The 24,064-nt window shown below is 64.7% G+C and carries 21 protein-coding genes and 2 pseudogenes; 16 read left to right on the forward strand and 7 right to left on the reverse strand.

The window, feature by feature from the left end; translation table 11 throughout:
* Positions 1 to 2: 2 nt before the first annotated feature.
* The 5 genes and pseudogenes from pyrR to gshB all read right to left on the reverse strand — a co-directional run bounded on the left by pyrR (position 3) and on the right by gshB (position 3,902).
* The gene (gene pyrR / locus M1B35_RS18620) at positions 3 to 509 is read right to left on the reverse strand and encodes a bifunctional pyr operon transcriptional regulator/uracil phosphoribosyltransferase PyrR (protein WP_268262731.1); all 507 of its coding nucleotides are present in this window, start codon (positions 507 to 509) and stop codon (positions 3 to 5) included.
* Between the two features lie 112 nt (positions 510 to 621).
* A complete protein-coding gene (ruvX, locus tag M1B35_RS18625; RefSeq protein WP_123327621.1) occupies positions 622 to 1,059 on the reverse strand; it encodes a Holliday junction resolvase RuvX in 438 nt (145 codons plus the stop codon).
* A complete protein-coding gene (locus M1B35_RS18630) occupies positions 1,059 to 1,628 on the reverse strand; it encodes a YqgE/AlgH family protein (RefSeq protein WP_123327620.1) in 570 nt (189 codons plus the stop codon). Before M1B35_RS18630 ends, ruvX begins: the two co-directional genes overlap by 1 nt.
* Positions 1,629 to 1,784: 156 nt before the next feature.
* The gene (locus M1B35_RS18635) at positions 1,785 to 2,684 is read right to left on the reverse strand and encodes an energy transducer TonB (RefSeq protein ID WP_123327619.1); all 900 of its coding nucleotides are present in this window, start codon (positions 2,682 to 2,684) and stop codon (positions 1,785 to 1,787) included.
* Positions 2,685 to 2,814: 130 nt separating this feature from the next.
* A pseudogene (gshB, locus tag M1B35_RS18640) lies at positions 2,815 to 3,902 on the reverse strand (glutathione synthase).
* A 121-nt stretch (positions 3,903 to 4,023) separates the two neighbouring features.
* Here gshB and pilG point away from each other — a divergent pair.
* From pilG to M1B35_RS18670, 6 genes are all read left to right on the forward strand, one after another.
* A complete protein-coding gene (gene pilG, locus M1B35_RS18645; protein WP_123327617.1) occupies positions 4,024 to 4,428 on the forward strand; it encodes a twitching motility response regulator PilG in 405 nt (134 codons plus the stop codon).
* Positions 4,429 to 4,484: 56 nt separating this feature from the next.
* Positions 4,485 to 4,850: a twitching motility response regulator PilH gene (pilH, locus tag M1B35_RS18650; protein WP_123327616.1), complete on the forward strand. Its 366-nt coding sequence runs from the start codon at positions 4,485 to 4,487 to the stop codon at positions 4,848 to 4,850.
* A gap of 11 nt (positions 4,851 to 4,861) precedes the next feature.
* Positions 4,862 to 5,401 (forward strand): chemotaxis protein CheW, encoded by a 540-nt coding sequence (locus M1B35_RS18655; RefSeq protein ID WP_268262732.1) that lies wholly within the window; start codon positions 4,862 to 4,864, stop codon positions 5,399 to 5,401.
* A gap of 73 nt (positions 5,402 to 5,474) precedes the next feature.
* Positions 5,475 to 7,538 carry a methyl-accepting chemotaxis protein gene (locus tag M1B35_RS18660; RefSeq protein WP_123327614.1) on the forward strand — a complete coding sequence of 688 codons (2,064 nt, stop codon included), beginning with the start codon at positions 5,475 to 5,477 and terminating at the stop codon, positions 7,536 to 7,538.
* Positions 7,539 to 7,565: 27 nt separating this feature from the next.
* Entirely contained in the window at positions 7,566 to 13,481 is a 5,916-nt protein-coding gene (locus tag M1B35_RS18665; protein WP_268262733.1) for a hybrid sensor histidine kinase/response regulator, read from the forward strand.
* Positions 13,474 to 13,932 (forward strand): chemotaxis protein CheW, encoded by a 459-nt coding sequence (locus M1B35_RS18670; RefSeq protein ID WP_123327612.1) that lies wholly within the window; start codon positions 13,474 to 13,476, stop codon positions 13,930 to 13,932. Before M1B35_RS18665 ends, M1B35_RS18670 begins: the two co-directional genes overlap by 8 nt.
* 13 nt (positions 13,933 to 13,945) lie before the next feature.
* On the opposite strand, the gene M1B35_RS18675 is transcribed toward M1B35_RS18670, so the two are convergent.
* Positions 13,946 to 14,518, reverse strand: coding sequence for an NADAR family protein (locus M1B35_RS18675; RefSeq protein WP_268262734.1), 573 nt, complete (start codon positions 14,516 to 14,518; stop codon positions 13,946 to 13,948).
* 233 nt (positions 14,519 to 14,751) lie between these two features.
* Here M1B35_RS18675 and mdcA point away from each other — a divergent pair, with 233 nt between their 5' ends.
* The 9 genes and pseudogenes from mdcA (at position 14,752) to madM (ending at position 22,050) form a co-directional block, all read left to right on the forward strand.
* Complete coding sequence (mdcA, locus tag M1B35_RS18680) at positions 14,752 to 16,428, forward strand: malonate decarboxylase subunit alpha (RefSeq protein ID WP_123327610.1); 1,677 nt, start codon at positions 14,752 to 14,754, stop codon at positions 16,426 to 16,428.
* Positions 16,428 to 17,302: pseudogene (locus M1B35_RS18685) on the forward strand (triphosphoribosyl-dephospho-CoA synthase). The gene mdcA and the pseudogene M1B35_RS18685 overlap by 1 nt, the downstream one beginning before the upstream one ends.
* Positions 17,302 to 17,601, forward strand: coding sequence for a malonate decarboxylase subunit delta (locus M1B35_RS18690; protein ID WP_047289704.1), 300 nt, complete (start codon positions 17,302 to 17,304; stop codon positions 17,599 to 17,601). Before M1B35_RS18685 ends, M1B35_RS18690 begins: the two are co-directional and overlap by 1 nt.
* On the forward strand, positions 17,594 to 18,445 hold the full coding sequence (locus M1B35_RS18695; protein ID WP_268262735.1) for a biotin-independent malonate decarboxylase subunit beta: 852 nt from the start codon (positions 17,594 to 17,596) through the stop codon (positions 18,443 to 18,445). Before M1B35_RS18690 ends, M1B35_RS18695 begins: the two co-directional genes overlap by 8 nt.
* The gene (mdcE, locus tag M1B35_RS18700) at positions 18,442 to 19,245 is read left to right on the forward strand and encodes a biotin-independent malonate decarboxylase subunit gamma (protein ID WP_268262736.1); all 804 of its coding nucleotides are present in this window, start codon (positions 18,442 to 18,444) and stop codon (positions 19,243 to 19,245) included. Before M1B35_RS18695 ends, mdcE begins: the two co-directional genes overlap by 4 nt.
* On the forward strand, positions 19,242 to 19,868 hold the full coding sequence (locus tag M1B35_RS18705; protein WP_425273425.1) for a malonate decarboxylase holo-ACP synthase: 627 nt from the start codon (positions 19,242 to 19,244) through the stop codon (positions 19,866 to 19,868). The genes mdcE and M1B35_RS18705 overlap by 4 nt, the downstream gene beginning before the upstream one ends.
* Positions 19,865 to 20,800 carry a malonate decarboxylase subunit epsilon gene (mdcH, locus tag M1B35_RS18710; RefSeq protein WP_268262738.1) on the forward strand — a complete coding sequence of 312 codons (936 nt, stop codon included), beginning with the start codon at positions 19,865 to 19,867 and terminating at the stop codon, positions 20,798 to 20,800. The genes M1B35_RS18705 and mdcH overlap by 4 nt, the downstream gene beginning before the upstream one ends.
* Positions 20,801 to 20,867: 67 nt before the next feature.
* A complete protein-coding gene (gene madL, locus M1B35_RS18715; protein WP_123327604.1) occupies positions 20,868 to 21,284 on the forward strand; it encodes a malonate transporter subunit MadL in 417 nt (138 codons plus the stop codon).
* 1 nt (position 21,285) lies between these two features.
* Positions 21,286 to 22,050: a malonate transporter subunit MadM gene (gene madM / locus M1B35_RS18720; RefSeq protein WP_123327603.1), complete on the forward strand. Its 765-nt coding sequence runs from the start codon at positions 21,286 to 21,288 to the stop codon at positions 22,048 to 22,050.
* 65 nt (positions 22,051 to 22,115) lie between these two features.
* On the opposite strand, the gene M1B35_RS18725 is transcribed toward madM, so the two are convergent.
* The gene (locus tag M1B35_RS18725; RefSeq protein ID WP_123327602.1) at positions 22,116 to 23,036 is read right to left on the reverse strand and encodes a LysR family transcriptional regulator; all 921 of its coding nucleotides are present in this window, start codon (positions 23,034 to 23,036) and stop codon (positions 22,116 to 22,118) included.
* A gap of 150 nt (positions 23,037 to 23,186) precedes the next feature.
* Here M1B35_RS18725 and trhA point away from each other — a divergent pair, with 150 nt between their 5' ends.
* Positions 23,187 to 23,804 (forward strand): PAQR family membrane homeostasis protein TrhA, encoded by a 618-nt coding sequence (trhA, locus tag M1B35_RS18730; protein WP_123327601.1) that lies wholly within the window; start codon positions 23,187 to 23,189, stop codon positions 23,802 to 23,804.
* Positions 23,805 to 24,064 lie beyond the last annotated feature (260 nt).

Raw genomic sequence — 24,064 nt, forward strand, 5'->3', positions numbered from 1 at the left:
AGTTAGAGGGCGAGGTCTTGAAGCTCGAGTTGAAGCGGCGCAGGACCGGACAATTTTACCCGCTCGTGGGCGGCCAGCGACAGGGTCGCCCCCACCACATTGGGGCGGATCGGCAGTTCGCCGGCGTCCAGGTCCAGCAGGCAGACCAGGGTCACGCTGGCCGGTCGGCCGTAGTCGAAGAGCTCGTTGAGGGCAGCGCGGATGGTCCGGCCGCTCATCAGCACGTCGTCGATCAGCACCAGGTGCTGGCCTTCGATCTCGAACGGCAGCTCGGACGGGCGCACTTGCGGGTGCAGGCCGTTCTGGCTGAAGTCATCGCGGTAGAAGGACACATCCAGCGTGCCCAGGGGCGCGTCGCTGCCCAAGGCGTCCAGCAAGGCCTGGGCGACCCAGACGCCACCGGTGCGAATGCCGATGAAGCGTGGCTCGCTGATATCGCGCTTGGCCAGGTGGGCATTGAGATCAGCGGCCATCTGGCTGATCAGTTCGGCGGGATTGGGCAGGCTCATGGTTGCTCCTTCGTGGGCCCGCGCCCGCTGCGTGGAGCAGGGCGCGGGGCGGGTGTGATGGCCGGGAGGCGCGAAACATCGGTGCGCCACGCCTGTTGCGGATTGGGCTGGATCAGTGTTCGAACAGCGCTGAGTTCTCGTCGAGCCAGCCTTGCAGCAACAGGGCGGCGGCGATGGCATCGACCGGGTTGTCGCGGTAACTGCCTTTCTGCCCGCCTCGGGCCAGGCGCTCGCCCTTGGCCTCGAAGGTGGTCAGGCGTTCATCGTGGGTATAGAAGGGCAGGTTGTAGCGGCCGTTCAGGCGCCGGGCGAATTTTTCCGCACGGGCGCACATGTCGCTGGGGGTGCCGTCCATGTTCAGCGGCAGGCCCACCACCACGGCGTCGGGTTTCCATTCCTTGATCAGGGCTTCGACCTGATTCCAGTCGGGAATGCCGTTCTGCGCCTTGAGGGTGCACAGCTCCCGGGCCTGGCCGGTGATGACCTGGCCGACGGCCACGCCGATCTGCTTGGTGCCGTAGTCGAAGCCGAGAATCAGTCGCAGAGCCATCAGGCGTGGCCCGCCTGAGTGGTGAGCAGGCTGAGGTTGACCCCCAGGTGCTTGGCGGCGGCTTCCAGGCGCAATTCGCTGCTGGTGTTGAACAGGATGTCGGCGTCGAACGGGCAGGTCAGCCAGGCGTTGTCCGCCAGCTCAGCCTCCAGTTGCCCAGCTTCCCAGCCGGCGTAGCCCAGGGCGATCAGGCTCTTGCTCGGGCCGACACCGTCGGCAATGGCGAACAGCACGTCCTGGGAGGTGGACAGCGACAATCCTTCAAGTTCGACTGTGGCCTGGTAGGTCGGGCCGCTGGGGTGCAGGACAAAGCCCCGGTCGGTCTGCACCGGGCCGCCGCTGAAGATCGGCACATGCTGGCACAGCAGGGGCGGCTCGATATCGGGGCGCAGTTGCTCAAGGATGTCGGCGAGGTTCAGGTCCTGCGGACGATTGATCACCAACCCCATGGCGCCACCGGCGTTGTGCTCGACCAGGTAGGTCAAGGTGTGCGCAAAGTTCGGGTCGGCCATATGGGGCATGGCGATCAGGAAGTGATGCTTGAGGTAGCTGGGGCTGACATTTTTCATGAGCGCTAGTGTGGCGTTGGCGGGCCCGGCTGACAAGCGCAACCACCTGGGTGAAGTGCCGTTGGCCAAGGAGGGCGTGATCGGGATTTGTGCCAACCTGGCGGGCTCCATCGTCGGCAGGCCGGCTCCTATATAGGTGCGATGGCGTCCTGAGGATCAGTTGCTGGACAGCTTGTCGCCCCGGGCGAAGCGCCAGGTGCGGATGATTTCCAGGCGGTCGATGTCCGACAGGTCGCCGGTAAAGGGGGCAAAGGGGGCGGCCAGGCGCACGATGCGCTGGGCGGCCTGGTCCAGCAATGGCTGGCCGGACGACTCCAGCACCAGCACTTCATACAGCGAGCCGTCGCGGTTGATCGAGACCATCAGCCGCAGGTTGCCGTAGATCTGCTTGCGCCGGGCTTCGTCCGGGTAATTGAGGTTGCCGATGCGTTCGACCTTCTTGCGCCACTCGTCTTTGTACCAGGCGCCCTTGTCGCGCATGGTCGAGGCCGCGCTCAGGCGGTGGATGCGTGGGCGCTTGGCGTACAGCTGCTGTTCCTGGGCCAGTTCGGCTTCCAGGCTGGCGATGTCGCTGGACAGCTGGGAGCTGTCGAACGTCGGAGTCGGGGGCTTGGCGGGCGCTTGGGTCTTGACCTCTTCACGCTGGGTGACGGTCTTTTTCGGCTTGGGCGCCGTCGTCGCGACCGCGGCCTTGGGTGCGGCCTCCTGGGCTTCGGGCTTCACCGGGGGCGGCGGGGTGACCTTGTTCACCTTGTTTTCCTGGAACGGCGCGACCTCGGTGGTCTTCGGAATGGCCTTTTTGTCCAGGGTGCCGCTGCCTTGCTGGTTTTCCTGGGCCAGGAAGTCAGCCTTCTTCGGCGCCACCTCGCTCTTGAAGGTGGCCAGGGTGATTTCAAGGGTTTTGCTGATCTGCTTGGGTTCGGCGAAGGAGAACCCCAGGCCGAGGATCAGCGCCAAGTGGACGAGCGCAGCGAGGAACAGGGTAAACCCCAGGCGATCGGCCGCGCGCACGCCGCTATGGGCAAGCTCGGGTGGCAGATCGGACGGGAGGCTCATCAGCGGTTCGACATCACAGGAAGCATCACAAAACCAACATCGCGGGTTTCACAGGCGGCGCATGATAACGCAATGTTGGTTTCAAGCTGTGTGCTTCAAGCAACAAGCGACAAGCTGTGCATGATCCACATCAAGCTTGTGGCTTGCGGTTAGCGGCTTGCAGCTTCTTCTCGATGGCATCCATCAGCAGCCCGCCAATGTTGGTGCCGAAGGCATTGTCGATTTCGCGGATGCAGGTCGGGCTGGTGACGTTGATTTCCGTCAGGTGCTCGCCGATCACGTCGAGGCCGACGAACAGCAGGCCCTTCTCCCGCAGCGTCGGGCCGACTTGGGCGGCGATCCAACGGTCCTTGTCGCTCAGCGGGCGGGCTTCACCACGACCGCCGGCGGCCAGGTTGCCACGGGTTTCACCGGCTGCCGGGATGCGCGCCAGGCAATAGTCCACAGGCTCGCCGTCGATCATCAGGATGCGCTTGTCGCCGTCTTTGATCGCCGGCAGGTAGGCCTGGCCCATGATCTGCTGGGTGCCCAGGGCGGTCAGGGTTTCCAGGATCACCGAGAGGTTCGGGTCGCCGGCGCGGTGACGGAAAATCGAGGTGCCGCCCATGCCGTCCAGGGGTTTGAGAATCACATCGCCATGCTCGGCGGCGAAATCACGCAGCACGTCGGCGCGGCGGCTGACCACGGTGGGCGGGGTGCACTGGGGGAACAGGGTGGCGAACAGCTTTTCATTGCAGTCGCGCAGGCTCTGGGGCTTGTTGACGACCAGTACGCCGTCACGCTCGGCCTGTTCCAGCAGGTAGGTGGAGTAGACGAATTCCATGTCGAACGGCGGATCCTTGCGCATCAGGATCACGTCCAGGTCGCTCAGGGGGCTGTCGATCTCGGCGTCCAGTTCGAACCATTTTTCCGGGTTGGCGAAGACCTGCAGCGGGCGCATCTTGCCCGGGCCACACCGGCGCCCTGGTACAGGTCACGCTGCTCCATATAGAACAGGGTCCAGCCGCGAGCCTGGGCGGCCAGCAGCATGGCCAGCGAGCTGTCCTTTTTATAGGAGATGCTGGCGATAGGGTCCATGACAATCCCGACGCGAACGCTCATGGGTTGTTTCCTCGAAAATTTAGTGGGGCGCAAGGCTTGAAAAGTGGCGTCAGAGTGGCGCCCGTGCGGTTCCCGGTCAAGGAAAAACCACCGCCTTGGTCGGCCGATAGATTGCATGGGGAGAGTGTGCTAAAAAGGCTCGCATGCCGTGCTCAGGCCTTGAACAACAAGGGTTTGGGGTCAGGCAACAAGGCACCGGCACCAATATCGATTCGCTGTGGCGATGGTAGAGCAGAATATGGAACAGCATTCCAGCGCCTTGAAGGTCATGGTGATCGATGATTCGAAGACGATTCGCCGCACCGCAGAAACCCTGTTGAAGAACGTGGGCTGTGAAGTCATCACCGCGGTGGACGGTTTCGAGGCCCTGGCGAAGATCGCCGACCACCGTCCCGGGATTATTTTCGTCGACATCATGATGCCCCGGCTCGATGGTTATCAGACCTGCGCCCTGATCAAGAACAACAGCGCGTTCAAGGCCACGCCGGTGATCATGCTGTCCTCCAAGGACGGCCTGTTCGACAAGGCCAAGGGGCGTATCGTGGGTTCTGATCAATTTTTGACCAAGCCCTTTAGCAAGGAAGAACTGCTGAGCGCGATCAAGGCCCACGTTCCGGACTTCGTCGCGCTTTCGCCACAGTAGACACGCACATCGGCGACCGGCCAGCGGGCCGCGCGCTTATTCGTATGGGGAAGACCATGGCTCGTATTCTGATCGTCGATGACTCGCCGACTGAAATGTACAAACTCACCGGCATGCTGGAAAAGCACGGCCATGAAGTGCTCAAGGCCGAGAACGGTGCCGATGGCGTGGCCCTGGCCCGCCAGGAGAAGCCCGACGCTGTCTTGATGGACATCGTCATGCCCGGCCTCAACGGTTTCCAGGCGACTCGCCAACTGACCAAGGACGCCGAAACCAGCCACATCCCGGTGATCATCATCACCACCAAGGACCAGGAAACCGACAAGGTCTGGGGCACCCGCCAGGGCGCCAAGGACTACCTGACCAAGCCGGTGGATGAAGAGACCCTGATCAAGACCCTGAACAGCGTCCTGGCCGGCTGATCGCCCACGCCATGTCCGAGTCGCAAACCGCCTTCGAGCTGCTGCTCGAGATCGATCAGCGCTGCCGCCTGCTGGCGGCCGACCTGCCGTCCCAGGAAACCCACCAGCACAGTTGGAGTGGTATCGGCTTTCGCCTGGGCGAGCACTGGTATGTGGCGCCGATGGGCGAGGTCAGCGAGGTCCTGCATGAGCCGCGCTACACCCTGTTGCCGGGGGTGAAGCCCTGGGTCAAGGGCGTGGCCAACCTGCGGGGGCGGCTGCTGCCACTGATGGACCTGTGCGGTTTCTTTGGCCATGAGCTTTCGCCCCTGCGCAAGCAGCGTCGGGTGCTGGTGGTGGAGTACAAGGAACTGTTCGCCGGCTTGATGGTGGATGAAGTGGCGGGGTTGCAGCACTTTGCCCAGGACAGCCTGGAACAGCACGACGTCGACGCTGCGCGGCGGCAGATCGCGCCTTACCTGCGGGGGCATTTCAGTCGCGATCAGGTGTGGCAGGTCTTCAGTCCCTTTGCCTTGGCCCAATCGCCGGGATTCCTGGACGTGGCGATTTGATCTTGGCGCCGATTCCTCTCGGTTGACCTCAATTGTTGTGACGCAGTGGCGGAACCAGGCGGGGGCCTGACAGATGATAAAAGCTAAAAACGGCAAGGCAGTGGAAGGGTCGCAGAGCCGCTCGCAGATCATTGTGCTGTTCATCGCCCTGATCGTGTTCATCATGCTGCTGTTCGCCAACTTCGCCTACCTCAATACCCAGTCCACCTACGACAAACAGTACATCGGTCATGCCGGCGAGTTGCGCGTGCTGTCCCAGCGCATCGCCAAGAACGCCACCGAGGCCGCCGCCGGCAAGGCTGCGGCCTTCAAGTTGCTGGGGGATGCGCGCAACGATTTCGCCCAGCGCTGGGGCTATTTGAAGAAGGGCGACCCGTCCACCGGCCTGCCCGGCGCGCCCCCCGCCGTGCGCCAGGAAATGCACGCGGTGCAGTTGGACTGGGAAAAGCTGCTGAAAAACACCGACGCCATCCTGGCCAGTGAACAGACCGTGCTGTCCCTGCATCAGGTGGCCGCGACCCTGGCCGAAACCGTGCCGCAGTTGCAGGTGGAGTACGAAAAGGTCGTGGAAATCCTGCTGCAGCGCGGCGCTCCGGCGGCCCAGGTGGCCATGGCTCAGCGCCAGTCTCTGCTGGCGGAGCGGATTCTCGGCGCGGTGAACACCGTGCTTGCCGGGGACGAAAACGCGGTCCAGGCCGCCGACACCTTTGGCCGTGACGCGGCGCGTTTCGGCCAGGTGCTGACTGGCATGCTGCAAGGCAACCCGGTCTTGAAGATCAGCCAAGTCGAAGACCGCGATGCCCGGGCGCGCCTGACCGAGATCGCCGAGCTGTTCGAGTTTGTCTCCGGCTCGGTGGATGAAATCCTTGAAACCTCCCCCGAGCTGTTCCAGGTTCGGGAGTCGGCGAGCAACATCTTCAGCCTGTCGCAAACCCTGCTCGATGAGGCATCGCACCTGGCCACCGGTTTCGAGAACCTGGCCGGCGGGCGCAGCCTGGACACCATCGGCGGCTACGTCCTGGGCTTGCTGGCCCTGGCCTCGATCATCCTCATCGGCCTGGTGATGGTGCGTGAAACCAACCGCCAGCTACGGGAAACCGCGCAAAAGAACGAGCGCAACCAGAACGCGATCATGCGCCTGCTGGATGAAATCGAAGACCTGGCTGACGGCGACCTCACGGTGACCGCCTCGGTGACCGAAGACTTCACCGGCACCATCGCCGACTCGATCAATTATTCCGTGGACCAACTGCGGGACCTAGTGGCCACCATCAACCTCACGGCCGGCCAGGTCGCCGGCGCCGTGCAGGAAACCCAGGCCACCGCCATGCAATTGGCCGAAGCCTCTGAGCATCAGGCCCAGCAGATTTCCGAAGCCTCCACCGCGATCAACGACATGGCCCAGTCCATCGACCAGGTCTCGGCCAATGCGGCCGAGTCGTCGGCGGTGGCCGAGCGCTCGGTGGAAATCGCCAACAAGGGCAACGAGGTGGTGCACAACACCATCCACGGCATGGACAACATTCGCGAGCAGATCCAGGACACCGCCAAGCGCATCAAGCGCCTGGGCGAGTCATCCCAGGAAATCGGCGATATCGTCAGCCTGATCGACGACATTGCCGACCAGACCAACATCCTCGCCCTCAACGCGGCGATCCAGGCGTCCATGGCCGGTGATGCCGGGCGCGGGTTTGCTGTGGTTGCCGATGAGGTGCAGCGCCTGGCGGAGCGTTCGTCGGCGGCTACCCGGCAGATCGAGACCCTGGTGCGGGCAATCCAGACCGACACCAACGAAGCGGTGATCTCCATGGAGCAGACCACCACCGAAGTGGTGCGCGGCGCGCGCCTGGCCCAGGATGCCGGGGTGGCCCTGGAAGAAATCGAAGGGGTGTCCAAGACCCTGGCGGCGCTGATCCAGAGCATTTCCAACGCCGCGCAGAAACAGACGTCCTCGGCGGGGCAGATTTCCCTGACCATGAACGTGATTCAGCAAATCACCTCGCAGACGTCCTCCGGCTCCACCGCGACCGCCGAAAGCATCGGCAACCTGGCGAAAATGGCCAGCCAGCTGCGGCGCTCGGTGTCCGGGTTTACCCTGCCGGCCACCCAGGAGGCGGCCCCCAGTGACAACCGCTAACGCAGGCAGCAGATGACGGGAGTGGTTATGGCTGATCGGCACGACTACGTGGCCCTGGAATGGGTCAAAGGCGAAATTGCCGAAACCCTGAAGCAGGCCCACCAGGCCCTGGAGCATCTGGCTGAAGACCCGCAGGCCGCCGATGCCATTGGCTTGTGCATCGAAGGCATCCATCAGGTTCACGGCAGCCTGCAAATGGTCGAGTTCTACGGCGCGGCGTTGCTCGCCGAGGAAATGGAACAGTTGGCCCTGGCCCTGCAACAGCAGCGGGTGGCCCAGCGTGATGAAGCCATTCGCCTGTTGCAGCAAGCCACCAGCCAATTGCCCCAGTACCTGGACCGGGTGCAGAGCGCCCGGCGTGACCTGCCCCTGGTGGTGTTGCCGCTGCTCAACGACCTGCGCAGTGCCCGGGGTGAAAGCCTGCTCTCGGAAACCAGCCTGTTCAGCCCGCAATTGCCCCATTGGCCGCCACTCAGCGACAAGGCCCTGGCCGCCCTGGAACTCCCGGAGTGGCCGACCCTGCTGCGCAAGCTGCGGCACATGCTGCAAACCGCGATGGTGGGGCTGTTGCGCGAGCAGGACGATGAAAACAGCCTGGTCTACATGGGCCGGGTGTTCGAACGCCTTGAAGCCATGTCCGCCGACGCGCCCCTGAGCCCCTTGTGGCAGATCGCTTCGGCCCTGGTGGACGGCATGCACCGCGATGCCATCGCCAACAGCCCGGCGGTGCGCAGCCTGCTCAAGGACGTGGACAAGGAACTCAAGCGCCTGCAGGAGCAGGGCATCGCCGGGCTCAACCAGCCCGCCCCCGACGAGTTGCTCAAGAGCCTGCTGTTCTATATCGCCAAGGCTCGCCAGCCCACTGCGCAGATGTTGACCATGAAAGAACGCTACGGCCTCGACGATGCCTTGCCCGACAGTGCAACGGTGGATGAAGAGCGTGCCCGCATGGCCGGGCCCGATCGGGATGCCATGCGCTCGGTGCTGGCGGCGCTGTGCGAGGGCCTGGTGCGGGTCAAGGAACGCCTGGACCTGTTTGTGCGCAGTGATCGCCAGCACGCCGCCGACCTCGATGGCCTGCTGCCGCCCCTGCGGCAAATCGCCGACACCTTGGCGGTGCTGGGTTTCGGGCAGCCGCGCAAAGTCATCATTGACCAGTTGGCGGTGGTCCAGAGCCTGGCCCAGGGCCAGCGCGAACCCAATGACGCGGTGCTGATGGACGTCGCCGGCGCCTTGCTTTATGTCGAGGCGACCCTGGCCGGCATGGTCGGCACCGTCGAGCCGGAAAGCCGCGAAGAGAGCCGCCTGCCTACTACCGACCTGACCCAGATCCACCAGTTGGTGATCAAGGAAGCGCGCATCTGCCTGCAACAGGCCAAGGACCTGATCGTCGAATACCTGGAAGCCGACCTGGAGCGCGAACACCTGCAACCCCTGCCCGAGTTGCTGACCCAGGTCCGCGGCGCGCTGGCGATGATTCCCCTGAGCCGCGCGGCCAGCCTGCTGGAAGCCTGCAACCAGTTCATCAGTGAACACCTGTTGCTGGAGTCGACGCGGCCCGATCAGCGGCAGCTCGACAGCCTGGCGGACGTGATCGTCAGCCTGGAGTACTACCTGGAACGCCTGAGCCAGGACCATGAGGCGCCGGGGGAGAAGATCCTCGATGTGGCCGAACATGGCCTGGCGGAGCTGGGTTACGTGCCCGATGCTCAAGTGCCCCTGCTGGACGATGTGCTCAGCCCCAGCGAGGCCCTGGTGATGCAAGACCTGCAGGAACTGGACGACCCAGACGTGGCCCAGTCCCTGGCCGAGGTGCTGGCCAGCCCGCTGTCGGCCCTCAACCCGCCGGCGCTGAACACCCCGGGCAGCCTGCTGCCGCCGCCTTCGGGCGAAGAACCGGTGGACGACGAACTGCGCGAGGTGTTTCTCGAAGAGACCGAGGAGGTCCTGCAGGTGCTGCGCGAGCAGTTGCCGCGCTGGGCCGCAGCCCCCGAAGACAAAGCCATCCTCAGCGAATTGCGTCGCGCCTTCCATACTCTCAAGGGCAGCGGCCGTATGGTGCGCGCCTTGGTACTCGGGGAGTTGGCCTGGGCTGTGGAAAACCTGCTCAACCGCCTGCTGGAGCGCAGCGTGGCGGCGTGCCCCGAGGTGCGTCAGTTGCTGGACGACACCGTGCAATTGCTGCCAGAACTGATCGCCGAGTTTGCCGCCCAGGCCCAGCGCCAGCGCGACGATGTGGACCAGCTGGCCGCTCGCGCCCATGCCTTGGCCAAGGCCGACACCGTGACGCTCCCGGTCACCGACTCGACGGCCCTGGACCCGCAGTTGCTGGAGATCTTCCGCAACGAGGCGGAAACCCACCTGGACAGCATCAACCGTTTTCTCGACCAGGCCGCCGAACACGTGCCGTTGCAGGCCAGCGACGAACTGCAGCGCGCCCTGCATACCCTCAAGGGCAGCGCTTCGATGGCCGGGGTCTTGCCGATGGCCGAGCTGGTCTCGCCCCTCGACCAGTTGGCCCGTGAATATCGCGCCCACCTGATCCCCCTGGACCTGGATGAAGTGGAGCTGCTGCTGGAGGCTGAAGGTCTGTTACGTAGGGGCTTGCGTCAGTTGGCGCGGGACCCGCTGGCGCCGATCGGCGGGGCCGAGTCCTTGATCCAGCGCACCCAGGCGTTGCTCGATGAACGCCTGCAAAGCCTGCTGGATGGCAGCGACAGCGGGCGCCGGGCCAAGCGTGATCCGCAGTTGATCAACAACTTCCTGGCCCAGGGCATGGACATCCTGCTGGACGCCGAAAACCTCTTGCAGCGCTGGCAGCAGCACCCTGGCGAGCGTCAGGAACTCAGTGCCTTGCTGGACGAACTGACCACCCTCGGCGAAGGCGCGCACCTGGCGGACCTGCACCCGGTGGATGAGCTGTGCGAAGCCTTGCTCGACTTGTACGGCGCGGTGGAGGAAAGCAGCCTGGCGGTCAGCGAGCGCTTCTTCCATGAAGCCCAGGCGGCCCACGAAGCCTTGATCAACATGCTCGACGAGCTGGCGGCGGGCCAGGAAGTCAGCCCACGGCCGGCGCGGATTCGTGCCCTGCACGAGCTGCTCGAAGAGGGCCTGGACCCGGCCGCCACCGGGCTGATCCGCAGTGATGGCAGCCGCACCCTGAGCATCAGCGAGCTGGGCGCGGCCACCGCCGAACTGCAGCAAGAGCCGACCCAGGAGCGGGACGAGGAAATCGTCGAGATCTTCCTCGAAGAGGCGGTGGATATCCTTGAAAGTGCCGGCCAAGCCTTGCAGCGCTGGCTCGCGGAGCCGGACAACGCGGCGCCCCTGTCGTCCCTGCAACGCGACCTGCACACCCTCAAGGGCGGTGCGCGCATGGCCGATGTCGGCCCGGTCAGCGACCTGGCCCAGGAGCTGGAAACCCTCTACGAAGGCTTGGTGGACCGGCGCTACAGCCACAGCCCGGCCCTGGCCCAACTACTGCACAGCAGCCATGCCGAGCTGGGGTTGTTGCTGGAGCAACTGCAGCGCCAGCAGCCCCTGAGCGACCCCGCCGAGTTGATCGACGCCATTCGCCGCCTGCGCCAGCAAGCAGCCAGCGCTCCGGAGTTGGTGGAGTCTTCGGCCGCTGAGTCGGACGCCGGCCACGACCCGGAGTTGCTGGAAATCTTCCTCGAAGAAGGTTTCGACATCATCGACAGTTCCGCCGCGGCCCTGGCCCGCTGGCAGGCCGACCCTCAAGGGCGCCAGGAAGTGGAAACCCTGCTGCGCGACTTGCACACCCTCAAGGGCGGGGCGCGCATGGTGGAAATCGCCCCCATCGGCGATCTGGCCCATGAGCTGGAGTTTCTCTTCGAAGACCTTTCTGCCGGGGTGTTGGTGGCCGGTCCGGCCTTGTTCGGCCTATTACAGAAAAGCCACGACCGCCTGGCGCAGATGCTCGATGCCGCCCGTCTCGGCGAGCCGATCCAGCCAGCGCAGAAACTGATCGAGGCGATTCGCGGCTTCACCCATCCCTTGGCCCCGGTCCCTGTGTTGCCGGTGCTCGTGCCGGTGGACAAGCCCGCCGCGCGTGTCGAAGCGCCCGCGCCGGAAGCGGTGGTGGCCGGGGACATGGTCAAGGTTTCCGCCGAGCTGCTGGATGACTTGGTCAACCTGGCTGGGGAAACCTCGATCTTCCGTGGTCGTATCGAGCAACAGGTCAACGATGCCCGGGTGGCCCTGAGTGAGATGGAAACCACCATCGAGCGCATGCGCGACCAACTGCGGCGCCTGGACACTGAAACCCAGGGGCGCATTCTCAGTCGCCAGCAGGTGGAGGCCGAGCGCCTGGGCTATGAAGAGTTCGACCCCCTGGAAATGGACCGTCATTCCCAGTTGCAACAGCTGTCCCGGGCGTTGTTCGAGTCCGCCTCGGACCTGCTGGACCTCAAGGAAACCCTGGACCGGCGCAACCACGACGCCGAGAACCTGTTGCAGCAACAGGGGCGGATCAACACCGAATTGCAGGAAGGCCTGATGCGCACGCGCATGGTGCCGTTCGAGCGCATGTTGCCGCGGCTCAAGCGCATCGTGCGGCAGGTCGCCGAGGAACTGGGCAAGGAAGTGGAATTCGTGGTCGGCAATGCCGAAGGCGAGATGGACCGCAACGTCCTGGAACGTATGGTCGCGCCCCTGGAACACATGCTGCGCAACGCCGTCGACCATGGCCTGGAAGCCGCTGACGTGCGACTCGCCGCCGGCAAGCCGGCCCAGGGCCGCATCACCCTGGACCTGGCCCACGAAGGCGGTGACATCGTTTTCGACATGCGCGACGACGGTGCCGGGGTGCCGTTGGAAGCGGTGCGCGCCAAGGCCATCAAGCGTGGCCTGCTGGACCCGGCGGCCGATGTCAGTGACCGCGACGTGCTGCAATTCATCATGCAGCCGGGGTTTTCCACCGCCGAGAAGATCACCCAGATTTCCGGGCGCGGGGTGGGCATGGACGTGGTCCATGAAGAAGTGCGCCAGTTGGGCGGCTCCATGAGCATCGACTCCAGCCCGGGGGAAGGCGTGCATTTCCGTATTCGCTTGCCGTTCAGTGTGTCGGTCAACCGGGCGTTGATGGTGCAGTGCGGCGACGAGCAATACGCGATCCCGCTGAACACCATCGAAGGCATTGTGCGGGTGTTGCCGGCCGAGCTGGACAACTACTACCAACAGGACCCGCCGCGCTACGAATACGCCGGGCAACGTTACGAACTCTGCTACCTCGGCGAGCTGTTGCACACCGTCGGTCGACCCAAGCTGCTGGGGCAGTTCATGCCGCTGCCGGTGCTGCTGGTGCATTACAACGAGCACCTGATCGCAGTGCAGGTGGATGCCATGGCCGGCACCCGGGAAATTGTGGTCAAGGGCCTGGGGCCGCAGTTCGCCGCGGTCCAGGGCCTGTCCGGGGCGACCATCCTTGGCGATGGCCGGGTGGTGCTGATCCTCGACCTGCTGGCGCATATCCGCATGATGCAGACTCGCGCCCTGCCCTCGCGCCCATTGGCCGGCGATGAGCCTGTGGCCGAGGTCGAGCCACAGCGGCCGCTGTTGGTGCTGGTGGTCGACGACTCGGTCACGGTGCGCAAGGTCACCAGCCGTTTGCTGGAGCGCCACGGCATGAATGTGCTGACCGCCAAGGACGGTGTGGATGCCATGTTGTTGCTGGAGGAGCACCTGCCGGACCTGATGCTGCTGGACATCGAGATGCCGCGCATGGACGGTTTCGAGGTGGCGATCCAGGTGCGCAACGACCCGCGCCTGCAGCACCTGCCGATCATCATGATCACCTCGCGCACCGGCCAGAAGCACCGCGACCGAGCCATGGCCATCGGCGTCAACGACTACCTCGGCAAGCCCTACCAAGAGTCGGTGCTGCTGGAAAGCATTGCCCAGTGGAGCAAACCCCATGCTTGACCATCGCTCCAGCAGCCTCACCGGCCTGCTGCTGCCCCTGGCCGATCGCACGCTGATCCTGCCCAACGTCGCGGTGGCCGAGTTGATCGACTATCAGGCCGGCGCCTTCGACCTGGATTCGCCGCCCTGGTACCTGGGGCGGGTGCGCTGGCGTGACCGGCAGATTCCATTGCTCAGCTTCGAGTCGGCCTGCGGTGCCAAGACGGTGATCGGCGAGCGGGCACGGATCGTCGTGCTCAATGCCCTGGGCGGCCGGGCGGACCTGAAGTTTATGGCCTTGCTGGTGCAGGGCATTCCACGATCGCACAAGCTCGACAGCCAATTGAGCTACGTCGATGTGCCCTTGTGTCGGCTGGAAAAGGCCGCAGTGCAAGTGGCCGAACAAGTGGCCAAGGTCCCGGACTTGTTGGGGCTGGAAGCCTTGTTGCTGGAGTCGGGGCTGGTGCTCTAGCCCCGCCGGCGCCTCAGGCGTTGCGCAACCTGTCGCGCACTTCCATCAATACAAAGCCCAACAGGTTGAGGCCGCGCCAGCGCTCGGGCTGGGTGGCTTTTTTATCATCGGCCGCCAGGCCAATGCCCCACACCCGGTCCACAGGGCTGGCCTCTACCAGCACCTTGTCCCCCGTGGCCAACAGGTAGTCGGCCAGGGCCGGATGCTGGCTGAACTTGGCCAGATTGCCCTGCACCACGATCTCGAAACGCGCCGCGTTCCAGCGTGCATCATCGAACCCGCGGACCTCGCGCCCCAGCTGTTTGACGTCGGCGGGTGTGACGGCCTTGAGGATGCGGGCATGGGTGGGCTGGTCGTCGAACAGCAGGGCCTTGCCGGCCATCATGAAGTGCTCGGCGCTGGGGTAATCGATACCGTCGAGGGTGAAACCGGCGGCGTACCACTGGCTGAAGCAGCTTTGGGTGACGCGACCGTCACGGGGTGCCTGGTGACCCCAGAACATCAGGTACTCGGCTTTCAAGCCTTGCTGCAGTTGTTGCAGCAACTGCTCGACCGAGCGGATAGGCGGGAAGGGGGGTTGTTTCATAAAACACTCGTCATCTCAGGGCTGGCCTTCATTGGCCGGGTCGTCCAGGGACGTGCCTGCCGTGGGTTCGCAGAGTACTCCAACATCCGTGGCGCTGGCAGCGTGTGGCGGCTGGCACGGAAAGCGTTTTTCAACCATTACCCTGAGCGTAACAATCCGCCACTGGGCTTGATTGATGCTCCGGGTTTTGCCTCCTAAGGTGGCTTCCACGACAGCGAACCCGTGGAGTGAGCATGACAACAACAATATCCCCCGACTCGCGCTGGACGCGGCGGCGCAGCGAAAAGCAGCGGCGCCTCGAGCAGGTGCGAGCCCTCGCCGACGGTGTGGTGCTGCCCACCGACAAGATCGTCGCGGCGCTGGAAGCGTTGATTCTGCCCGGCGACCGTGTGGTGCTGGAGGGTAACAACCAGAAGCAGGCGGACTTTCTTTCCCGTTCCCTGGCCAAGGCTGATCCGGCCAAGCTCCACGATCTGCACATGATCATGCCCAGCGTCGGGCGTTCCGAGCACCTGGACCTGTTTGAGCGCGGCATTGCCCGCAAGCTCGACTTCTCCTTTGCCGGCACCCAGAGCCTGCGCATCAGCCAGTTGCTGGAAGACGGCCTGCTGGAAATCGGTGCTATCCACACCTACATCGAACTCTATGCGCGGCTGGTGGTGGACCTGATCCCCAACGTGGTGCTGTCCGCCGGATTCATGGCCGACCGTGCCGGCAACATCTACACCGGCCCGAGCACCGAAGACACCCCCGCGCTGATCGAACCGGCGGCCTTCAGCGACGGCATCGTCATCGTCCAGGTCAACCAGTTGGTGGATGACGTCACGGATTTGCCCCGGGTCGACATCCCTGCGTCCTGGGTGGATTTCGTGGTGGTGGCCGACAAACCGTTCTACATCGAGCCGCTGTTCACCCGCGACCCGCGCCACATCAAGCCGGTGCACGTGCTGATGGCGATGATGGCGATTCGCGGCATCTACGAGAAACACAATGTCCAGTCGTTGAACCATGGCATCGGTTTCAACACCGCCGCCATCGAGCTGATCCTGCCGACCTACGGCGAGTCCCTGGGGCTCAAGGGCAAGATCTGCCGCAACTGGACCCTCAACCCGCACCCGACCCTGATCCCGGCCATCGAAAGCGGCTGGGTGGAGAGCGTGCACTGCTTCGGCACCGAGCTGGGCATGGAGAACTACATCGCTGCGCGCCCGGATGTGTTCTTTACCGGCCGCGACGGTTCGCTGCGTTCCAACCGGATGTTCTGCCAACTGGCCGGGCAATACGCGGTGGACCTGTTTATCGGCGCCACCTTGCAGGTCGATGGCGATGGCCATTCCTCCACCGTGACCCGTGGGCGCCTGGCCGGTTTCGGCGGTGCGCCGAACATGGGCCACGACCCCCGTGGCCGGCGCCACGGCACCCCGGCCTGGCTGGACATGCGCGTCGACCAGAGCGATGCGCCCCAGGCCATGCTCGAACGGGGCAAAAAGCTGGTGGTGCAGATGGTCGAAACCTTCCAGGAAGGCGGCAAGCCGACCTTTGTCGAAACCCTCGACGCAGTGGAAGTCGCGCGCAAGAGCGGCATGCCCCTGGCTCCGATCATGATCTACGGCGACGACGTCACCCACCTGCTGACCGAGGAAGGCATCGCCTACCTGTACAAGGCCCGCTCCCTGGAAGAACGCCAGGCGATGATCGCCGCCGTGGCCGGGGTGACCGCCATCGGCTTGCGCCACAACCCCAAAGACACCGCGCGCATGCGCCGTGAAGGGCTGATCGCCTTGCCCGAAGACCTCGGCATCCGTCGTACCGACGCCAGCCGCGAGCTGTTGGCAGCGAAAAGCGTCGCCGATCTGGTGGAGTGGTCGGGTGGCCTGTACAACCCGCCCGCCAAATTCAGGAGTTGGTAATGCACGCATTCAACCTGCACACCCAACCCCTGAGCCTGGCCGAGCGCCTGGCGGACCTGGCGGTGGACGCGCTGATCGACGAGGCGGACCTGTCGCCCAAGCCCGCTCTGGTGGACCGTCGCGGCAATGGCGCCCACAGCGACCTGCACCTGGGCTTGATGCATGCGTCGGCCTTGTCCCTGTGGCCGGCATTCAAGGAAATGGCCGAAGCCGCCATTGCGTTCGGCGAAGTCGGCCTGCCACTGCGCGAAGCCGTGGGTCGCATTGGCCGCGACGGCGAGCAAGCCATGCTCAACACCACGTCCGGGGTGAATACCCATCGCGGCGCGATCTGGGCCCTGGGCCTGTTGGTGGCCGCCGCCGCCCTGGAGCCGCAATCCACCGCGGCTGGCAGCGTGGCCTTGCGGGCCGCGCGGCTGGCACTGCTGAACGATCGATTTGCCCCCAACCCCTGAGCCACGGGGCCCAGGTGGCCCTGCGCTACGGTGCTCGTGGTGCTCGGGAAGAGGCCCAGCTGGGCTTTCCCGCCGTGCTGCAGCGCGGCTTGCCCCAGCTCAAGCAAAGCCGCCGCCAGGGACACGGCGAGCAGAACGCCCGCCTGGACGCCCTGCTGGCGATCATGACCCGGCTGGCCGACACCTGCGTGCTGTACCGCGCCGGCGAGGGCGGCCTGCTGGCCATGCAACAAGGTGCCAGCGCGGTGCTGGAAGCCGGTGGCAGCGCCAGCCTCGCCGGGCGCCGCCGTCTGCATGAGCTGGACCAACAGTTATTGAGCTTGAAGGCCTCGCCCGGTGGGGCGGCGGACTTGCTCGCGGCCTGCCTGCTGCTCGACCGGATCGAGCACGGCGACGCCACTCTCCAGGGAGCGATGTGATGGAAACCCTATCTTTTGAATTCCCCGCCGGTCAGCCAGGACGCGGTCGCGCCCTGGTCGGTTGTGTCGGTTCCGGTGACCTGGAAGTGCTGCTGGAGCCGGGCCAGCCCGGCAAGCTGACGATCCAGGTGCAAACCTCGGTCAACGGCAGTGCCTCCCGTTGGCAGCACCTGTTCGAGCGCATGTTCGATGGGCAGACGCCACCGGCGCTGTTGATTGATATCCACGATTTTGGCGCCACCCCCGGTGTGGTCCGCCTGCGCCTGGAACAAGGCTTCGAGGAGATCGGCCATGACTGACAGCGCCCGTTTGTTGCACAAGCACAGTTTTGTCGAACTCGGCGCCCGGCAGCGGGCCAAGGCCTTGCTGGACGCCGGTAGCTTTCGTGAATTGCTCGACCCTTTCCAGCGGGTCATGTCGCCGTGGCTGGAGCGCCAGGGCGTGGTGCCCCAGGCCGATGACGGGGTGGTGATCGCCAAGGGCAGCATCGGCGGATTGCCGGTGGTGATTGCTGCCATCGAAGGCGCGTTCCAGGGCGGCAGCCTGGGTGAAGTGGGCGGGGCGAAGATCGCCGGTGCCCTTGAACTGGCCGCCGAGGACAACCGCAAGGGCATTGCTACCCGCGCCGTGCTGTTGCTGGAAACCGGTGGCGTGCGCCTGCAGGAAGCCAACCTGGGCCTGGCGGCGATTGCCGATATCCATGCGGCGATTGTCGACCTGCGCCAGTACCAGCCGGTGATCGGCGTGGTGGCCGGCAGCGTTGGCTGTTTTGGCGGCATGTCGATTGCCGCCGGCCTGTGCAGTTATCTGCTGGTGACCCAGGAAGCCCGGCTGGGCCTCAACGGCCCGCAGGTGATCGAACAGGAGGCCGGCCTTGAAGAGTACGACTCCCGGGATCGGCCGTTTATCTGGAGCCTGACGGGCGGCGAACAGCGTTTTGCCAGCGGCCTGGTGGACCGCTATGTGGCCGACGATGTGGCGCAGATCCAAGCGCAGGTCAGCGAGTTGCTGGCCCTGGGCTTGCCCAGCGCACAACGCAGCCGTCAGGCCGAACTCTTCCTGCAGCGCCTGGCCCGCCTGAACACCACGCCGCAAATCGACCCGGCGACGGTGCGTGACCTGTATCAAGGAGACCGCTCATGAGTGCCTATTCCCTGCGAGGGCAGAACTGGTTTCAAGCGTTGAGCGCAGGCGCGACGCCGGTGTCCGGCTTGCCCGCTTCGTTGAACGTCGCCGATGGCCTGCTGGACGGGCAGCCGGCGCGCTTTATCGCCGTGGTGGCCGACCCGGATAACCGCTTTGTCCGTGCTCGCAACGGTGAAGTGGGCTTGCTTGAAGGTTGGGGCCTGGCCAAGGCGGTGGATGAGGCGATCGAGGCCGACCGTGAACGCCCCAATAAACGGGCCTTGATCGCCATCGTCGATGTGCCGAGCCAGGCCTATGGCCGGCGCGAGGAAGCCCTGGGTATTCACCAGGCGCTGGCGGCAGCGGCGGACAGCTACGCCCGGGCTCGCCTGGCGGGGCACCCGGTCATCGGCTTGCTGGTGGGCAAGGCCATGTCCGGTGCCTTTCTGGCCCACGGCTACCAGGCCAACCGCCTGATCGCCCTGCGCGACCCGGGGGTGATGGTGCATGCCATGGGCAAGGTATCGGCGGCGCGAGTGACCTTGCGCAGTGTCGAAGAACTGGAAGCCCTGGCCGCCAGCGTGCCGCCCATGGCCTATGACATCGACAGCTACGCCAGCCTGGGCCTGCTCTGGGAAACCCTGTCGGTCAGCCAGATCGAGCAGCCCACGGCGGATGATCTGACTCGGGTGAACCAGTGCCTGGCGTACGCGGTGGCGGACGTCCAGGCCCGCAGTGCGGACTTGAGCAGCCGCCTGGGCGCCAGCAACCGCCAGGCTTCCAGCCGGGTGCGCCAGCTGTTGCGCGAGCAGTGGTGAACGCTATGACGACCTGGCTGCCCCATGACCTGTTGTGGGGGATGACCCCGGAACAGCTGCCAGCCGAGGCCCCGGCCTGGGCCCGCGAAGTATTGGCCGCCGGGCAACCGGTGGTGGTGCGTCGGGCGTTGGCCGAGGCCGGGCAGATTGCCGTTGGCGTGCGTGGCCCATCCCGTGAACAGCGTTACGGAACCTGGATGGCTGCGGCGGCGGTGACCCGAGGTGTGCGGCCAGAGGCGCTGTGCCTGTCCCAGGGCCAGTACGACTGGCCAGCATTGCGCGCCTTGTCGCAGTTGCGGGACGCCCTGGCCGCGTGTGGCTGGGTCTGGGGCGTCAGTGGCAGTGCCGGCTTTGAACTGGCCTCGGGCATCGCAGCGTTGCACCAGGGCAGTGATCTGGACCTGATTTTGCGCACGCCGCAGGCTTTGCCACGGGAGCAGGCGCAGCCACTGCTGGCGCTTCTCGAGACGGCGCCTTGCCCGGTGGATATGCAATTGCAAACCCCCGCCGGGGCGGTGGCCCTGCGCGAATGGGCGTCCGGCAACGGGCGGGTGCTGCTTAAAAGCGCCAGCGGTGCGTACTTGGTGAATGACCCGTGGCACGTCCTGGAGCACGTGGCGTGAGCAGCGTGCTGGTGTTTCCGGGGCAGGGTGCGCAGCAGCCGGGGATGCTTCATCGCCTGCCGCACAACCCGCTGGTCCAGGCTTGCCTGCAACAGGCCAGCGAGGTGCTGGGGGAAGAGGCCCTGGCCCTGGATTCCGCCCAGGCCCTGGCGACCACTCGGGCCGTGCAGTTGTGCCTGTTGATCGCCGGGGTGGCCAGTGCCCGCACCTTGTTGCAGGCGGACGTGACGGCGGATTACGTGGCGGGCTTGTCCATCGGCGCCTACCCGGCGGCGGTGGTGGCCGGGGCCTTGAGCTTCAGTGATGCGCTGCGCCTGGTCAGCCTGCGTGGCGAGTTGATGCAGCAGGCTTATCCACAGGGTTACGGCATGACGGCTCTGATCGGCCTGGAACTGGCCACGGTGGAAGGCTTGCTGGCCCAAGTCCATAGCCCGCAACGCCCGGTTTACCTGGCCAATATCAACGCCGACAACCAGGTGGTGATTGCCGGCAGCGATGCCGCCATGGCTGCGGTGGCCGAGTTGGCCCGGGGTTGTGGCGTGGGTGTGGCCAAACGCTTGGCCGTCAGCGTGCCGTCCCATTGCCCGCTGCTGGAACAACCGGCCCAGGCTCTGGCGGCAGCGTTTGCCGACGTGGCTTTGCAGGTTCCCCGGCTGGGTTACTTGAGCGGCAGCCGAGCGCGGCCGCTGCGCACGGCGGAGCAACTGCGGGACGACCTGGCCTTCAACATGTGCCGCGTCGTGGATTGGCGCGGCACCGTGCAAAGCGCCTATGAGCGCGGTGTGCGGTTGCACATTGAACTGCCGCCCGGGGCAGTGTTGACCGGGCTGGCGCGCCGGGTGTTCGAGCAAGGCACCGTGATGGCAGTCGACGGAGCTCGCCTGGACACCTTGCAAGCGCTGCTGCGTGAGGAGGGAACCCGCGACCGATAGAGCAACGACTCAAGCTGACGAAGCACAAAAACAACAACTTCGACGATGCACTTTGAGGAAGACAACAATGATTATTTACGGTGTGGCGCTGCTGGCGATCTGTACCCTGGCAGGGGTGATCATGGGAGACATGCTGGGCGTTTTACTGGGCGTGAAGTCCAATGTGGGCGGAGTCGGCATTGCCATGATCCTGCTGATTTTCGCGCGTTTGTGGATGCACAAGCGAGGCGGCATGAGCAAGGAATGTGAGCTGGGCGTTGGCTTCTGGGGTGCCATGTACATCCCGGTAGTGGTGGCCATGGCCGCTCAGCAAAACGTCGTGACCGCGCTGCACGGCGGTCCGGTAGCTGTATTGGCAGCAGTGGGGTCGGTGGTGATCTGCGGTGGCACCATTGCCTTGATCAGCCGAACCAACAAGGGTGAACCGTTGCCCGATGAACCCGCCGAGATAGCGCCGGGTGCAGCTGCGGCAGGGGGGCGCTGATATGTGGGATCTCATTGAGAAGGGCCTGGAACACAACGGTCTGGTCACCGCCTTCGCGTTTGTCGGCGTGATCATGTGGATCTCGGTGGTGCTGTCCAAGCGCCTGACGTTTGGCCGGGTGCACGGTTCGGCGATTGCCATCGTCATCGGTCTGGTGCTGGCCTGGGTGGGTGGCACCGTGACTGGCGGGCAGAAGGGGCTTGCTGACCTGGCGCTGTTTTCCGGGATCGGCCTGATGGGCGGCGCCATGTTGCGAGACTTCGCAATTGTCGCCACTGCCTTCGAGGTGCAAGCCACCGAAGCGCGCAAGGCCGGGATGATCGGTGCCATCGCGCTGCTGCTGGGTACGGTGCTGCCATTTATTGTCGGCGCGAGCATGGCCTGGGTCTTCGGTTACCGCGACGCGGTGAGCATGACCACCATTGGTGCCGGTGCGGTGACCTACATCGTTGGCCCGGTGACGGGCGCGGCGATTGGCGCGACCTCCGATGTTATGGCGCTGTCGATTGCCACCGGCTTGATCAAGGCGATCCTGGTGATGGTCGGCACGCCGATGGCGGCGCGCTGGATGGGCCTGGACAACCCGCGTTCGGCCATGGTCTTCGGCGGCCTGGCCGGCACAGTCAGCGGTGTCACCGCAGGCTTGGCGGCAACCGACCGGCGCCTGGTGCCTTACGGTGCCCTGACCGCCACCTTCCACACCGGCCTGGGCTGCCTGCTGGGCCCATCGCTGCTGTTCTTCATCGTACGCGGCCTGGTGGGCTGACCCACGGCCCTTGTTAGGAGCCGGCTTGCCGGCGAATGGCTCTCGCGAGATAAGCCGGCAAGGCGTCAGGAGGCGCCTTGCCGGTTGGCGTACATCCGGCATTCCGCCAGGAGCGCCAACAGGTTGGGGTCCCGTTCCTTGGCCTTGAGAAACACCACGCCAATCTGCTGCTGCAGGCGATAGCGGGCCTGCAGTGGAATCAACTTCACCCGGTTCTCGTAAACCGCGGCAATCCTCCCCGGCAGCAAGGCATAACCGACCCCGGAGCTGACCATGCTCAGCAGGGTGAAGATGTCGTTGACCTGCATCGCCACCTTGGGCTCGAAGCCCGCCTGCTTGAATACGCGGATCCCATCCTGGTGGGTGGCAAACCCCTGGGTCAGCGTTATGAAGGTGGCGTCGCGCACATCGCTCAAGTCCACTTCCGCCTGTTGGGCGAAGGGCGAGTCGGCCGGTGTGGCGAGGAAGATGTCATCGGAAAACAGCGGGATCTGTTCGCAGTCCGGGTCGCTGAAACTGTCATCCAGGGACACCAGAATGGCGTCCACCTCCATGTTCTTGAGCTTGTACAGCAGGTCGATATTGGAGCCCAGGATCAGGTCGATATTCAGCTCGCTGCGCCGCAGCTTGAGGCCCATGATCAGCTGTGGGACGGTTTTCACCGTCAGTGAATAAAGGGAACCGAGCTTGAAACGCTCGGCTGAAAACCCGGCGGCTTCGCGGGTCAGGCGCACGCTTTCGACCACGTCGGCAATCAGCTTCTGCGCCCGCTCTTCCAGGACAAAGGCGCTTTCCAACGGCGTCAGGTTGCGACCTTCGTGTTTGAAAAGTGGGCAGCGCAGGGCACTTTCCAGGGAATGGATGGCCCTATGCACGCTGACATTGCTGGTCTGTAATTCCGCCGCGGCACGGGCCAGGTTGCCGGTACGCATGAACGCCAGGAATACTTCGAGCTTTTTCAGGGTCAACTCTTCGTCGATCAGCATGGTGGCCACTCTTGTTCTAAGAGTCTGATTGTGCCCGACGAGTCAGGGCTTGGCCGCAGGTTTTTTGTTCCGTGGGCGCGCTGCAACGATTGCGCTTTGGCGCTGCAGGCCCGAGCCTTGCGCCTGTAACTTTTCATGAGTGAGCGACAGATGTATTACGGGGAACGATTCAACGCCTGGACCCACTTGGTGGGGGCAATTGCGGCGTTTGTCGGGGGCGTCTGGATGCTAGTCTTGGCCAGCCTGGACGGCAGCCCCTGGAAGATCGTCAGCGTGGCGATCTATGCCTTCACCTTGCTGGTGCTGTACAGCGCGTCCACGGTCTACCACAGCGTGCGCGGGCGCAGAAAAGAGATCATGCAAAAGGTCGATCACTTTTCGATATACCTGCTGATTGCCGGCAGCTACACGCCGTTCTGCCTGGTGACCTTGCGCGGCCCCTGGGGCTGGACCCTGTTCGGGATTGTCTGGGGGTTGGCGCTGATCGGCATCCTCCAGGAGATCAAGCCGCGCTCCGAGGCTCGGATCCTTTCCATCGTGATCTACGCGGTCATGGGCTGGATCGTGCTGGTGGCAATCAAGCCGCTGCTGGCGGCACTGGGGTCGACGGGGTTTGCCTGGCTGGCCTCGGGCGGGGTGTTCTATACCGTGGGCATCATCTTCTTTGCCCTCGACAGCCGCCTGCGCCACGCCCATGGCATCTGGCACCTGTTCGTGATCGCCGGCAGCCTGCTGCACTTCGTGGCGATCCTGTTCTACGTCCTGTAGGGGCCGGTTTTGAGCCTTGCGCCGGGCTGGCGGACGCCATCGCTGGCAAGCCAGCTCCTACGGGAGGCAACGCTGTTTTTGTAGGAGCCGGCTTGCCGGCGAAGAGGCCTTGAGCGGTGCGCTGGGCTGGCGGACGCCATCGCTGGCAAGCCAGCTCCTACGGGAGGCGACGCTGTTTTTGTAGGAGCCGGCTTGCCGGCGAAGGGGCCTTGAGCCGTGCGCCGGGCGGGCGGACGCCATCGTTGGCAAGCCAGCTCCTA

This window comes from Pseudomonas morbosilactucae, assembly GCF_023241665.1.
Lineage (GTDB): Bacteria > Pseudomonadota > Gammaproteobacteria > Pseudomonadales > Pseudomonadaceae > Aquipseudomonas > Aquipseudomonas morbosilactucae.